Origin of the sequence: Solitalea longa, from assembly GCF_002920915.1 — a bacterium.
Classification (GTDB): domain Bacteria; phylum Bacteroidota; class Bacteroidia; order Sphingobacteriales; family Sphingobacteriaceae; genus Solitalea; species Solitalea longa.
In genome coordinates, this window is record NZ_PQVF01000001.1 from 414260 (window position 1) to 428825 (window position 14566).

Here is a 14566-nt window from a genome sequence, read left to right on the forward strand (position 1 = left end):
TCTTTTTACTACTATGATTGCCTACATTCACGGAAAATTAGCCTATAAATGCCCCACCTATGTAATTATTGAAGCGTCAGGTGTTGGTTATCATATCCATATTTCGTTAAATACGTATTCTCAAATTCCGGATGTAGGCGGAAATGGATCGTCACTGCTTAAGCTGCATACTTATTTAAGTATTAAGGAAGATGCACATACATTATATGGCTTTGCAGAGGAAGGAGAGAAAAGGCTTTTTGTACATTTGATATCTGTTTCTGGAATTGGCCCAAATACGGCCCGGATGATGCTTTCATCTATTACGCCGCCAGAAATTGAGCAAGCCATTGTTAACGGGGATGTGCCTCAAATTCAACGCATAAAGGGTATTGGCCCAAAATCTGCACAACGGTTGGTGCTTGAACTGCAGGATAAACTGAAGAAGGAAGTCGGAAACTCCCTGATTCAGCTTCCACAGAATAATAGTATAAGAGATGAAGCGTTAACAGCCTTGGTTATGCTTGGTTTTGTAAAAAACTCAGCAGAAAAGGTGATTGATAATATATTAAGGAAAGCCAACGGGGATTTGTCAGTTGAAGGTTTGATTAAAGAGTCACTGAAAAATCTTTGATAAATTTTTAAATTGAATGCTCCAAATTTCAACATTAAACTGATTTGAGACGTAAACATTTACTGGGTGTTCTGAAAATAATACTGTTCTGTGCTTTTGTAGTCACGGGTTTTCAAACCAAGGCTCAAAATACACAGCAACAGCAAAGTACTGATACGGTTAAGCTTCGTTACCCTATTAAGCAGCAGGGCGATGCTCTTAGCCGTTTCAATAATATAATGGGTTTAAAAGATCCTGTAAATGTACTGCGCAAGGTTGAATACGACCCCATTACAAAAACCTACGAAATTGTTGAAACTATTGGAGGACGAGTATATCGATTGCCTCAAAAATTAACTTTTGAAGAATTTAAAAAGTACTCGCTAGAAGAAGCTAAAAAAAACTACTGGCTGCAAAAGGCCGGGCAGTTAAACGATATTGTTCAAAACCGTGGTCTGCTGCCTAAACTTAATTTTCAAAGCAAAACCTTAAATGATCTTTTTGGTGGTAGTTTTATCGATATACGTCCACAAGGTTTTGCCGAAGTAAGTCTCTCCACTCGTTTTAACAAAAACGAAAACCCATTATTTAACACTCGCCAACGCAAACAAACAAGTTTAGATTTTGATGAACGACTTCAGATCAATCTGTTAGGGCAAATTGGCGAAAAGCTGAAGATCAATACCAACTTTAACACGCAGGCGCAGTTTGATTTTGAGAATCAGCTGAAATTTGAATATACCGGCAAGGAAGATGAAATTGTTAGAAAGGTAGAGGTTGGTAATGTAAGCATGCCGATTGCCGGAACTTTGATTAATGGCAGCCAGAGTTTGTTCGGTATTAAAACACAGTTTCAATTCGGGCGATTAGGCGTTACAGGTTTATTCTCGCAACAACGAAGCGAGATGAAAGAGATCAATATTACCAATGGTGCTCAGGAAAATGAATTCATGATTCAGGTGGATAACTATGAGGCCAATAAACATTTTTTCTTAGCCACTTATTTTCGTGATCAATATAATACCGCCTTATCTCGTCCTCCCATTGTAAACTCAGGGGTTGTGGTTAATAAAATAGAGGTATGGGTAACCAATAAAACAAATAATAACGCCGATTCCAGAGATATTTTGGCTTTTCTGGACCTTGGAGAAAGCAAACCCTATAACACCACTCTATTCCAGGGTTCTTCATTGGCATATCCTTCTGGCTTTAATGATAATGGAGCAACTCCTCAATCCAATAACTTATTGAATGTAATTCCTCCTGATACGAGGTTTACGAATGATAACACCATTAACACTTACTTTCAATCAACTGGAGGTAGTGATAACTATGGAAAATTAACTTATGCCCGCAAATTAAATGAACGTGAGTATAAGGTCGACCCGGTATTGGGTTTTGTATCATTGAATCAGCCCTTGAATAATGATGAAGTACTGGCTGTAGCCTATCGTTATACTGTTGGCGGTGTTCAATACCAGGTAGGAGAGTTTTCAACGGATGTACCGCAAGATCCTGCAAAACCGGTAGTGTTATATGTGAAACTTCTGAAAAATGAGCTGCTGAAAACTTACCTGCCATCATGGGATTTAATGATGAAGAACATTTACAGCTTAAATGCCTATCAGGTAAGCCAGGAAGGATTTAGGTTAAATGTAATTAGGTTAGATGAGAAATCGGGAGTAGAACAGCCGGTAATGCCTGAAGGAGCAAATACCAAGGGTAAGCCTTATATCTCTTTGGTAAACCTCGATCGTATCAATTCTCAACAGGATAATAAACCGGATGGAGTTTTTGACTTTATGCCAGGTGTTACTATTGACGCGGTAAATGGACGGGTCATGTTTCCGGTGGTGGAACCGTTTGGTAAAGATTTGGCGGCTAATTTTCTACCAACAGAGCAGGCGCTTAAGGATAAATATGTTTTCCAGCCGCTTTACGACTCTACCAAATTTGTGGCCCAACAGTTTCCGACACTCAATCGCTATTACTTAAAAGGAATTTATAAATCGAGTACAAGTTCAGAGTTTAACCTCAACGCCATTAATGTACCACAGGGTTCGGTAATATTAACGGCCGGGCCAACGCAAATGGTAGAGGGGGTTGATTATACAGTTGATTATAACATGGGTAGGGTTAAAATTTTAAATGAGGCCCTTTTGAACTCAGGTTTGCCCATTAAAATTAAACTGGAAAGTACGGAACTATTCGGTATTCAATCGCGGACAATGATGGGTGCCCGTTTTGATTATAATGTTAGCGATAAATTGAATTTAGGTGGTACGATTTTAAACTTAAGTGAGCGACCACTTACTCAAAAAGTAAACATAGGCGATGAATCTATTTCGAACACCATTTATGGTTTTGATGCTAATTATCGTTCAGAATCAAAACTGTTAACCAAGCTGGTTGATAAAATTCCTTTTATTTCCACTACCGAACCTTCATCAATAAGCTTTAACGGAGAATTTGCACAGTTTATGCCGGGCCATGCCAGGGCTCTCAATATAGCTGGTGACAATGGCGGAGTTTCTTATCTCGATGATTTTGAAACCACGCGGTCTATTATCGACCTGAAGAATTATAATAACTGGTTTATCTCGGGTACGCCTCAGCTATTCCCTGAATCGCAGTTGAGCAATGACCTTAGCTATGGTTATAATCGTGCCCAGTTAGCTTTTTATACCATCGACCCAATTTTTTATGCTACCAGCAACAATTCAACTCCTTCAAATATCCGTAATAATAAGGAAGAGCTATCTAATCCTTATGTACGTGAAGTAACTGAACAGGAGGTGTTCCCTAATAAACAATCAGTAACCGGAACGCCATTATTGCTTCCAACACTTGATATGTCGTTTTATCCAAAGAAAAGAGGGCCATACAATTTCAGTACAACTGGAGTGTTGTCTGATGGAACATTGTCGAGCCCGCAAAGCCGATGGGGAGGTATGTTTAGAAAATTGGAGCAAAATGATTTTCAGGCGCTGAATGTTGAATATATTGAGTTTTGGGTAATGGATCCTTTTTTAGGAAATCCTAACTCGAGCGGTGGTGACCTGTATTTTAACCTGGGAAATATTTCAGAAGATATATTAAAAGACGGTTCGAAGAGTATCGAAAATGCCTTGCCCGCAGATGGTGATCCTACACAGGTTAGTTTAACAAATTGGGGGGCTGCAGGTAAAAATCAACCCGTTACCCAGGCATTTGATAATGATCCGACTTCTCGCCAGCGCCAGGACGTAGGTTTAGATGGACTAAGTTCAGAGCAGGAAAGTGCATTCTTTCAAACTTACCTAAACCAGTTAAGGAGTGTGCTGCCAGCAGGTTCTTCAGCATTACAGCAAGCTGAAAAAGATCCGGCAAATGATGATTTTATCTATTTCCGTGGACCTGACCTTGATGCGCAAAATGCGCTGATCTTGCAACGTTACAGCCGCTTTAATGGAACAGAAAGTAACTCTAAAACCAGCCAGCAAGCTCAACAGGCAATAGGTATTGAAAACGGTGCTTCAACGTCCAATCCGGATGGTGAAGATATTAACCGTGACAACAATATGAGTGCCGCCGAAGAGTATTTCCAATACAGGGTTTCTATCCGGCCGCAAGATATGGTGGTTGGTCAAAATTTCCTGAATGACAAGGTAACAACCAATGTGAAATTGCAGAACGGGAAAGTTCAGCCCACCACGTGGTACCAGTTCCGCATTCCTGTTTCTGAATTTCAAACAAGGGTTGGTAATATCCAGGATTTCCGTTCTATTCGCTTCATTCGGATGTTTATGACCGGTTTTGCTGATTCGGTGGTAATGCGTTTTGCCAAACTTCAATTGGTGCGTGGAGAGTGGAAAGAGTTCAACCCTACTAATAATCCATTGCAAGCTTTACGGGAAGAAGGTGTTCCGGCTTCTAATGTCGATAATTCAACTGTAAACCTGGCGGCAATTAACCTCGAAGAAAATGGAAATCGTCAACCAATTCCTTACGTTATTCCTCCAGGCATTGAGCAGCAACAGGTTCAGGGCGTTTACCGTGAGAATGTGCGTTTAAACGAACAATCATTACTTCTTAAAGTCGATAACCTTGCCGACGGATTTGCCCGTGCTACCTATAAAACTATCAATTTTGATTTCAGGTCGTATAAACGACTCAAAATGTTTATTCATGCTGAAGGTCCTTTGGCAACCGGTGATGTAAGGGCTATTGTTCGTTTGGCAACTGATTATGATCAGAACTATTACGAGTATGAAGTGCCATTGACAGTAACTCCGGCCGGAACCAATAACCCTGATGTTATATGGCCATCGGAAAATAACCTCGACATTGTTTTTGAAAAACTTCAAAAGTTAAAACAAGACCGGAACGCTAATAATTTACCGGTTAATGAACCCTATACAATTACAGATGGCCGTTATAGAATTACGATTAACGGAAATCCGGATTTAAGTAAGACCAAGGTAATGATGCTTGGCGTTCGGAATCCGTATCAGGCGAATAATCCCCCACCTAATTTCGATGACGGGCTGCCAAAATCAGTGGAGCTTTGGTTTGATGAATTGCGCATAGCGGAGTTTAAGGAAGAAGGCGGTATTGCAATGACCGGTTTAATGAATGCTAAACTGGCTGATTTTGCGACGGTGAGCTTGGCTGGAAGCATGAGTACCTTCGGATTTGGATCGCTCGACAGGAAGGTGAGCCAGGTTAACCGAACCAAGAATGCCACCTATGATATTTCAACGAATATGGAATTGGGTAAATTCTTTTCTAAGAAAATGAATTTCTCTATTCCAATGTATATTTCGTTTGCCCGTGATACGAAGAAACCTGAATACAGTCCAATTTCACCGGATCTGCTATTGGAAGACGTTTTAAATTCACTGGATGGTCCTAGGCGAGATTCCCTTTCCAGCGTAGTTAATGATGTTACAACCCGAAAAAGCATAAACTTTACGAATGTTCGAAAAAACAGAAGTTCCGGGGATGATGTCAAGTTTTACGATATTGAGAACTTCAATTTTACTTTTGCCCATACGCAGTTCAGGAACCGTTCTTATACAGTTCAGAATAATGAGGTGAAAACGTATAAGGCCATTATCGCTTATAATTATCAAAAAGAATCAAAGAATGTAAAGCCTTTCAATAAGATGTTTAAGAAAGGTTGGAGTTTGATCAGGGATATCAATATGAACCTGGCACCACAGGTAGTGGATGTTCAGTTTATGCTCGATCGATATTATAGTGAAAATACACTGAGGGCAACGGAAGAATCAACGTATTTTATTGCTCCCAGTACGTTCAATAAAACCTATTACCTTACCGGAATTTACAATATCGGCTGGGACTTGAGTTCGGCCTTGCGTATTGATTACAGCGCAAGGAGCCTTTCTTCAGTCGATGAACCCGATGGTCCCCTGACATCGCATGTTAAAGATTCAATCCGAAGTAACCTGCTTAAGTTTGGCCGCCCTGTTGAATTTAGCCAACGTGTTGGGCTAACCTATAATGTGCCACTGAACAGGATTAAGCCGCTGCAATGGACATCCTTAAGTGTTCGCTATGCCGTTGACTATAACTGGCGAACAGAGCCATTGTCAACCCTAAGAAGCGATACTGCACGTTTCGGAAATACCATTCAGAATGCGCGGACAGTAAACTTTACGGGGCAGTTGAATTTTTCGCAGCTTTGGAGCAAGGTGAAGTTTTTAAAAGATCCCGATCCTAAAGATTTTAACGGTGGAGATATTTATCGGGGTCTCTTTACAATGATTAAAAACTTAAACGGTTCGTACACGCTGGGCGACGGAACATTTTTGCCTGGCTATCTTCCAACCACCAATGTATTTGGGTCAACCCCTGGATTGGGCTTTATGCTCGGCAGTCAGAAAGACATCCGTTACGAGGTTGCCAGCAAAGGACAGCTTACCACTTATTCAAGTATGAACAGTTTGTACGTTCAAAATCGAAAGGAAGATTTAAACTACAGGGTTATTGTTGAACCGTTCAAAGACTTTAGGATTGAGCTTTCGGGAACAAGAGGCAAGCAACTTAATGAGCAATCCAATTTCCGGTACGATTCATTTACCAATACTTTCCAGGAGTTTAGCCCTGTAACAACCGGTATGTTCACTATCAGCACAATTTCTTTGAATACCGCATTTGAAACCGAGAATGATGTGAACCATATCTCATCTACCTTTACTGAGTTTGATGAAAATCGAAAAATAATATCGGCCCGGCTTGCCGGAGGAAACCCTAATTCTGTAGGAACAGATGCGGCAGGATATGCAGATGGTTACGGACGAACACAACAGGATGTAGTTGTCAACTCCTTCCTTTCAGCTTATTTGCGTAAGGATCCTCATTCTATACCGCTAGAGCCTTTCAAAGGTTTTCCATTGCCAAACTGGCGTATCACATACAACGGTCTTACCAAGATCTCATTCCTGGGAGACATATTTTCTTCTATTAACCTTAATCATTCCTATAAATCGGTTTATACGGTAACCAGCTTTACAACATTAATTAATTATAAAGAGGATGCAGCAGGAAATGTAAACAGTCGAAACACAATTGCTGATGATAATGGTAATCTTAACTTCCTGCCAGAATATCAAATGGGCTTTGTAACCCTGTCGGAAGATTTTCTTCCGCTGATCGGCTTGGATATGAAGTTTAAAAACAACATGACGGGTAACTTTGAGTTCCGCAAGAGCAGGCTGTTGAGTTTTAGTTTGGCAAATGCGCAAATGTCACAAATGAAGGATAACCAGGTGACCTTCGGATTAGGCTATCGGACACAGAAATTTAAACTTCCGTTTAGAATAGGAAACCTGAATACGACGAATAATGACCTGAATTTCCGCCTTGACTTTAGCTTGCGGGGGAATAAAACCATTATTTATCAATTAGATAATACAGTTGCTCAGGTTGCCGGGGGAACCACCACAATTTCTTTGCGACCATCTGTTGACTATGTAATTAATCAGCGGTTTAACTTCAGAATATTTGTTGACCGTAACGTAACAAAGCCTGAAACATCCAATACCTATAAAACTTCATATACAAACGTAGGAGTGGGTGTAAGACTTACTTTATAGGTTTATATTTTAAAAAAAGAACTGTACTTTTGGGCACTAAAAAATTTAACACTTATGAATTTTCCAGCAGAATTAAAGTATACTAAAGATCACGAATGGGTGAAAGTTGAAGGTGGTGAAGCTATCATTGGCATCACTGATTTTGCTCAACGTGAATTAGGTGATATCGTTTATATTGATATCAATACCGTTGGCCAAACAGTTAATCACGAGGAGATTTTCGGAACGGTTGAAGCTGTTAAAACGGTTTCTGATTTGTTTATGCCTTTAACAGGTGAGGTGTTGGAGATCAATCCAAAGCTCGACTCAAACCCTGAATTGGTAAATAGTGATCCTTACGGCGATGGCTGGATGATCCGTATTAAAATTGCCGATACTGCTCAGTTAGATGCGTTGCTTTCGGATGCTGATTACAAACAACAAATTGGCGAATAAGGATGTTTCCTAAACAATTGCGTTTAGCACTTATTTGGACAATTGTCATATTTATCTTATGCAATATGAGGCCTTCGGAATTACCGAAGGCTTCCTATTTCTTTCGGGGGTTCGATAAATTTGTTCACGCAGTATTTTATTTCATTCTAACATTTTTGTTAGCGCGAGGATTTTACCTGCAGTCGCGATTCCCTTTGTTAAAGCTTTTGCCGGTAACTTTTGCAACATTTATTTGCTTATTTTACGGAGGATTAATAGAATTGATCCAGCTTAAAGTATTTACTTACCGATCAGGCGAATGGGCCGATTTTATAGCCGATGCTATCGGTACAGTTTTAGGCATAATTCCGTTTTTTATTTATAAACAGATAATAACCAAACCACATGAACAAATTTCTTAAACCCGCGCTTATTTTAGCTTTTGCTCTATTCACTGTTGCCGCAAGTTCATGCGCTAACCGTTGTCATTGCCCTTCGGTTAAATACAGCGTACGATAGTTTTTGCAACTACTAATTCTTTCATAGTCTTTTACTGCTTTCAATCTATAAAATTGTAATACAGTTAGTACATTAAGCGTGCTTACTTGGAATTATTATAAATAAGGGGTATCTTGGCAACCTATTTTATCGATTGAGTTTTTATTATGAATTTATCTGAGCTGACTATTGGAGATTGTGGCACCATAGTGGATTTTACCGATCAGGAAATGTCGGTAAAGTTAATGGAAATGGGATGTTTACCGGGAGAGCTGGTGAAGCTTGAGCAGGTGGCTCCTTTAGGTGACCCAATTGCCATTACCGTGGCTGGCTATAAGCTAAGCATGCGTAAGCAAGAAGCAGCTACCATTTTATTAAAGAGATAAGGATAAAGTAGAGTGAGTGAGCAACTGAAAGTAGCCTTAATTGGCAATCCTAATACCGGAAAATCTACTTTATTTAATGACCTTACAGGTCTGAATCAAAAAGTAGGGAATTTCCCCGGTGTTACCGTTGATAAAAAAACAGGGATTGCGAAACTTCCTAATGGCCATTCAGTTGAAATTATTGACCTTCCCGGCATTTATAGTCTTTATGCCAAATCTCGTGATGAGCAGATAGCTTTTGAGGTTTTATACGATCGAAAAGGTACACTACGTCCTGATCTTGTAATTGTCGTTGCTGATGCTTCTAATCTAAAACGTAATCTCCTTCTTTATACTCAGGTAGCCGATCTGAATATCCCGGTAATTTTGGTGCTCAATATGATTGATGTTGCTGAAAGTAACGGATTGAAGATCGATATCAATAAACTGTCGAATAAATTAGGGATCAGGGTTATTGCGGTAAACGCTCGTCAAAACAAAGGCGTCGACGACCTTAAACAAGCCATTGCTAATGCTACACGAGTGGCTACTCAATTAAGAACGATTAAAGTTGAAGAACTTGCTCCCGAACTTATTGGTGAGATTAGTGAAAAATTTCCCGTAAGCAGCCCTTATGAAGCGCTTCAATTGGCCCATCAGCACGAAAATTTATCGAGCTTAAGTACTGAACAAAGTGATTTGATTGAAACGCTTGAGCAAAAGCATTCATTTCACTCTTCAAGCAATCAGGCTAAGGAAACCGTGGCTCGCTACAGTTTTATTAACGATCTGTTGTTTGATTGCGTAACGCAGGATGAATCTGCCAAAGGGGAAACTTTCAGCAATAGAATTGATAAGGTGTTAACCCATCGTTTCTTCGGACTCATCATTTTTGTTCTTATCCTGTTCCTGGTATTTCAATCGATCTTTACGTTTGCCGAGTATCCAATGTCATTCATTGAAACGGCTTTTTTAAATCTCGAACAATGGCTCAGTAGAGTAATGCCTGACGGTGTATTTACCAATTTGCTTATCAACGGGGTAATTGCCGGTTTAAGCGGTGTGCTGGTCTTTCTTCCTCAAATTGTTATTCTTTTCTTTTTTATAGCCGTTTTAGAGGATACCGGGTATATGGCCCGTGTTACCTTTATGATGGATAAGCTAATGCGTAAGGTAGGCTTAAACGGTAAGTCGGTGGTGCCATTGATCAGTGGGGTGGCCTGTGCTGTGCCTGCAATTATGGCTACACGTACCATTGAAAACTGGAAAGATCGTGTCATTACAATACTGGTAACGCCACTAATGAGCTGTTCGGCTCGTTTGCCGGTTTATACCCTCTTAATTTCTTTAGTTGTTCCTGATCAAAAGATTTTGGGCTTTTTAAGCTTGCAAGGTCTGGCATTGCTCAGTATGTACCTGATTGGTTTTTTTGCCGCTATTGGTGCTGCATGGGTGATGAAAAAGATTGTGCGTAGTCGCGAACGTGGCTACTTTATCATGGAGCTGCCCATTTATCGTATGCCTCGCTGGTCGCATATTGGATTGCAGATGTATGAAAAGGCTAAAACCTTTGTTTCCGAGGCAGGTAAAATAATTATAGCGGTTTCGGTTATTCTATGGGTATTGTCTACTTATGGTCCTGCCAATAAAATGGCAGCCATCGATAATAAATATGAAACCCTGGCGAAAACGGCAGGTAATGATCAAAAGCTGCTTGAACAAGAGAAAAGTGCCGAGAAGCTCGAAGCCTCATATGCAGGTATTTTAGGCCGATCCATAGAACCTGTTATTAAACCTCTGGGCTACGATTGGAAGATTGGTATTGCCCTGATCACCTCATTTGCTGCGCGCGAAGTTTTTGTAGGTACGATGGCAACTATTTATAGTGTTGAAGGCGAAGGCGACAACCTGGTTTCTGTTCGACAGAAACTGTCATCGGCAAAAAATCCGGAGACTGGACTTCCTGTGTTTACCGTTGCAACTGCCTTTTCATTAATGCTGTTTTATGCTTTTGCCATGCAATGTGTAAGTACTATTGCCATTGTTTATCGCGAAACTAAAAGTATTAAATGGCCATTAATACAATTGGCTTATATGACAGCCATGGCTTATTTTGCCGGTCTTATTGTTTTTCAATTGCTTAAATAAGGCCAAATTAATATCAGCACAGTAATCACACTTGTTGATTTATTTCAATTGTTTGCATTACTTTTTAAATAGATATTTAAGCGCTTGAGTGAATTAACGTGGATAAAGTAAGCATTCTTCAAAAATATATTCCTGCACAGGCCGCCTCTTTAATTGTAAAGTGGATCGATCATTATCAAGCCGAATTAAAAATTAGTCGGAACAGAAGTACAAAATTAGGTGACTATCGTCATCCCTGGGGCGGACAAGGTCATCGTATCTCTGTTAACTATAACCTCAATCAATATTCATTTTTAATCACTCTTGTGCACGAATTCGCTCACCTGCTAAATTATAACCGGCATAAGAATAAAGTTAAGCCGCATGGTTCTGAATGGAAAAAGGCTTTTCAGGAGATGATGCAACCATTTTTTGAGATGAAGATATTTCCGCAGGATGTTGAGCTGGCCTTAAGATCGTATATGCAAAATCCGGCAGCTTCCAGTTGCAGCGACATGAACCTGCTACGCGTACTGAAAAACTACGATAAGAAAAAAGAGGATCTATTAACGGTAGAAAAACTTCCTATCAACGCTGTTTTTGCACTACCTAATGGCCGTAAATTTCAAAAGCTTGATTTGATTCGTAAACGCTATCGTTGCCTGGAGCTAAGTACAAAACGAATGTATTTATTTAATCCCCTTGCCGAGGTGGTAAAAATTGAAGAATAACTACTTTTCCTGATCCTTTTTGTCCGGCGTTGGTATCGGTGCTTCTATATCCAGCACTATACGCCAGAAACCTTCGTTTTCTTTACGCCATATTCGAACATAATTATAGTTGTTCACAACTTTTTTATCGTTTACCATGGTGGTTATTTCCGAATAACCAATTGTATAACCTACGTCACGTGAGGGAGCTACATACACACGAGTATTTTTATAACTGCGTTCAGCAATTACGCCTGAAAGAAAATTCATTGCTTCTTTCTTTCCTACAACCGGTAAGGAGTTGTTTCTTAAAAGACGGATGTCTTTGCTAAAGAACTCTTTATAGGAGTTTTCGGTATTGTTAATATTTAAGGCCGAACAAAATAATTCATCAGTTGCTTTAAGTACTTCCATTGAGTTTTTTTGCTGTTCTTCTGCAATAAAATCCATGGTAGCTCGCTTCATACCAAAAGTCAAAGGGTTGGCATAAGCAAACTGGGGGGTAAATGAAGGTTTTTCATGCGAAATGCCCAAATCCACCATTAGTTCCCATTTCTTTTTTGCCTTTATCCAAATAGAGACATACTGGCCGTAATTAGCCGTTGTTACTCCCTTGTCATCACTTTTGTATTCGAATGGACCAGTAGTATAACCTAGTGAATGATCATTCGAAACATCGGCGTAAACAGGCTCCCACGAAAGTATTCCGGATATGCCATCAGGGATCTGTTTAAAATAGTTGATCCCATTTACAGGTTCAGGTCTGAAAACAATTCCTTCGGAATATAAAACCGATAAGAAAGAAGTTTTTATACCTTTTTCAGCGGCTAATTGTGCAAACTCTTTTTCTCGGTCAACTAATTCTTGAATATAATCCGGAACGCTTTGGGCGTAAACACTTGAAAAACTTACGAAAAGAACAAATAAGCTCAATATGGTTTTCAAATAGCGTGATGATAGCATGTTAATGATTAAACAGTTGTATTGTAAAAATAGTTCCTAAATTAAAATTTAGCTCAAAAAAGTTATAAATTCTGTAAAGACCTTATATAAATGAAAAAACCTGTTGTGATCATATGATGACAACAGGTTTAAACTATATAAAATAAAATACGATTAAACTGCCTGATAAAGAACAAGTAAGGTCGCAGCCGAGTTTTGTGATCGTTTCTAAACCGTACTCCAGCTGGTTCCTTCTTTACTATCTTTTAGTTGATAACCTATTTCCAACAAGCGATTTCTAATTTCATCTGAAGTTGCATAATCTTTATTGGCTTTTGCGCTATTTCTGATATCGATTAGCAATTCAATAATTTTTCCTACACTGTTCGCGCTTTGTTCTTCAGTTAACAAACCGAATATATCAAACAGGAAGTGCTGGAACAAGTCTGATAAAGTGTTAAGATCCGCTTCTGTAATGGTTTCATTTCCGGCTTTAACAGAATTGATAATTCTTACACCTTCAAAAAGCTCTGCGATAGCTACAGGCGTATTAAAATCATCACTCATTGCATTATAGCATCGTTGCTTTAAGGCATTAATATCAGATGAAGATGTAGCCGAAGGAGTTAATTGATTCAGCACATCGTAAGCAGCCATCATTCGTTTAAAGCCTTTTTCAGAAGCATCAAGGGCTTCATTTGAAAAATCAAGGGTGCTGCGATAATGGGCCTGCAGCATGAAAAAACGAACTACCATTGGGCCATAGCCTTTTTGTAGCAGCGGATGTTCGCCCGTAAATAATTCATGCGGAAGGAAACTATTGCCTAAAGACTTAGACATTTTTTGTCCGTTAACGGTTAACATATTAGTATGTATCCAATAGTTCGCCGGATGTTTCCCGCAGAAGGCAATATTTTGGGCAATTTCGTTGGTATGGTGCGTTGGAATCAAATCCATCCCGCCTCCATGAATGTCGAATTGTGCTCCCAGGTATTTATTGCTCATGGCCGAACATTCAAGGTGCCAGCCCGGAAAGCCCATTCCCCAAGGAGAAGGCCATTGCATCAAATGCTCCGGCTTCGCTTTGATCCATAGAGCGAAATCAAGTGAACCTCTTTTTTCATCTTGTCCGCCTAAATCACGGGTATTATTAAGCAGGTCGTCAATATTACGTCCGCTTAAAACGCCATAGTTTTTTTCTTTATTATATTTCTCTACGTCAAAGTAAACACTGCCATTTACCTCGTAGGCATAGCCATGGTCAACCATTTTGCGTGTCATTTCAATTTGCTCAATGATGTGTCCGGTGGCAGTAGGTTCAATACTCGGCGGCAATACGTTAAAGATCTCCATCACCTGGCGGAAACCTACCGTGTATTTCTGTACGATTTCCATAGGCTCCAGTTGAGCAAGCTTTGCTTTTTTAGAGATTTTGTCTTCTCCTTCATCAGCATCACTCTCAAGATGGCCCGCATCGGTAATGTTCCTAACGTATCTGACTTTATAGCCTAAGTGGCTTAAATACCTGAAGATAATATCAAAAGAAATAAAGGTTCGGCAATTCCCTAAATGTACATCACTGTAAACGGTAGGGCCGCAAACATACATTCCAACAAACGGGGGATTTATTGCTTTAAATTCTTCTTTGCTCCGGCTGAGCGTATTGTAAATATTTACGGATTGCTGCATTAGCGTTTTACTTTTACTCTTGGTTGAAACGGCTCAAAATTAACAATCTTTATGCCAACCAACTAGTTTTTAATTTCTATAAATTGAGGGCGCTTGTAACTAATGAACGATATATCGCTGTTCAATAAC

Annotated in this window: 9 protein-coding genes; 7 read left to right on the plus strand and 2 right to left on the minus strand. The window is 39.6% G+C overall.

What is annotated here, in order from left to right; genetic code table 11:
- Positions 1-13: 13 nt before the first annotated feature.
- The 7 genes from ruvA to C3K47_RS01945 all read left to right on the plus strand — a co-directional run bounded on the left by ruvA (position 14) and on the right by C3K47_RS01945 (position 11827).
- Positions 14-613 (plus strand): Holliday junction branch migration protein RuvA, encoded by a 600-nt coding sequence (gene ruvA / locus C3K47_RS01915; RefSeq protein ID WP_103787378.1) that lies wholly within the window; start codon positions 14-16, stop codon positions 611-613.
- 44 nt (positions 614-657) lie between these two features.
- Positions 658-7692, plus strand: a complete 7035-nt coding sequence (gene sov, locus C3K47_RS01920; RefSeq protein ID WP_243392481.1) for a T9SS outer membrane translocon Sov/SprA — start codon at positions 658-660, stop codon at positions 7690-7692.
- A gap of 54 nt (positions 7693-7746) precedes the next feature.
- On the plus strand, positions 7747-8127 hold the full coding sequence (gene gcvH / locus C3K47_RS01925; protein WP_103787379.1) for a glycine cleavage system protein GcvH: 381 nt from the start codon (positions 7747-7749) through the stop codon (positions 8125-8127).
- A gap of 2 nt (positions 8128-8129) precedes the next feature.
- Positions 8130-8528: a VanZ family protein gene (locus tag C3K47_RS01930; protein ID WP_103787380.1), complete on the plus strand. Its 399-nt coding sequence runs from the start codon at positions 8130-8132 to the stop codon at positions 8526-8528.
- Between the two features lie 243 nt (positions 8529-8771).
- Positions 8772-8990, plus strand: a complete 219-nt coding sequence (locus C3K47_RS01935) for a FeoA family protein (RefSeq protein WP_103787381.1) — start codon at positions 8772-8774, stop codon at positions 8988-8990.
- Positions 8991-9002: 12 nt separating this feature from the next.
- Complete coding sequence (gene feoB, locus C3K47_RS01940) at positions 9003-11117, plus strand: ferrous iron transport protein B (RefSeq protein WP_103787382.1); 2115 nt, start codon at positions 9003-9005, stop codon at positions 11115-11117.
- A 98-nt stretch (positions 11118-11215) separates the two neighbouring features.
- On the plus strand, positions 11216-11827 hold the full coding sequence (locus tag C3K47_RS01945; protein ID WP_103787383.1) for a SprT-like domain-containing protein: 612 nt from the start codon (positions 11216-11218) through the stop codon (positions 11825-11827).
- On the opposite strand, the gene C3K47_RS01950 is transcribed toward C3K47_RS01945, so the two are convergent.
- Positions 11828-12769, minus strand: a complete 942-nt coding sequence (locus C3K47_RS01950) for a nuclear transport factor 2 family protein (RefSeq protein ID WP_103787384.1) — start codon at positions 12767-12769, stop codon at positions 11828-11830.
- 207 nt (positions 12770-12976) lie between these two features.
- Positions 12977-14437 carry a cysteine--tRNA ligase gene (gene cysS / locus C3K47_RS01955; protein WP_103787385.1) on the minus strand — a complete coding sequence of 487 codons (1461 nt, stop codon included), beginning with the start codon at positions 14435-14437 and terminating at the stop codon, positions 12977-12979.
- Positions 14438-14566 lie beyond the last annotated feature (129 nt).

What these genes read in the sequence shown, in the direction of transcription:
- ruvA (WP_103787378.1), top strand. Translation starts at nt 14, where the DNA reads ATGATTGCCTACATTCACGGAAAATTAGCCTATAAATGCCCCACCTAT.
- gcvH (WP_103787379.1), top strand. Translation starts at nt 7,747, where the DNA reads ATGAATTTTCCAGCAGAATTAAAGTATACTAAAGATCACGAATGGGTG.
- C3K47_RS01930 (WP_103787380.1), top strand. Translation starts at nt 8,130, where the DNA reads ATGTTTCCTAAACAATTGCGTTTAGCACTTATTTGGACAATTGTCATA.
- C3K47_RS01935 (WP_103787381.1), top strand. Translation starts at nt 8,772, where the DNA reads ATGAATTTATCTGAGCTGACTATTGGAGATTGTGGCACCATAGTGGAT.
- cysS (WP_103787385.1), bottom strand. Translation starts at nt 14,437, where the DNA reads ATGCAGCAATCCGTAAATATTTACAATACGCTCAGCCGGAGCAAAGAA.
- C3K47_RS01950 (WP_103787384.1), bottom strand. Translation starts at nt 12,769, where the DNA reads ATGCTATCATCACGCTATTTGAAAACCATATTGAGCTTATTTGTTCTT.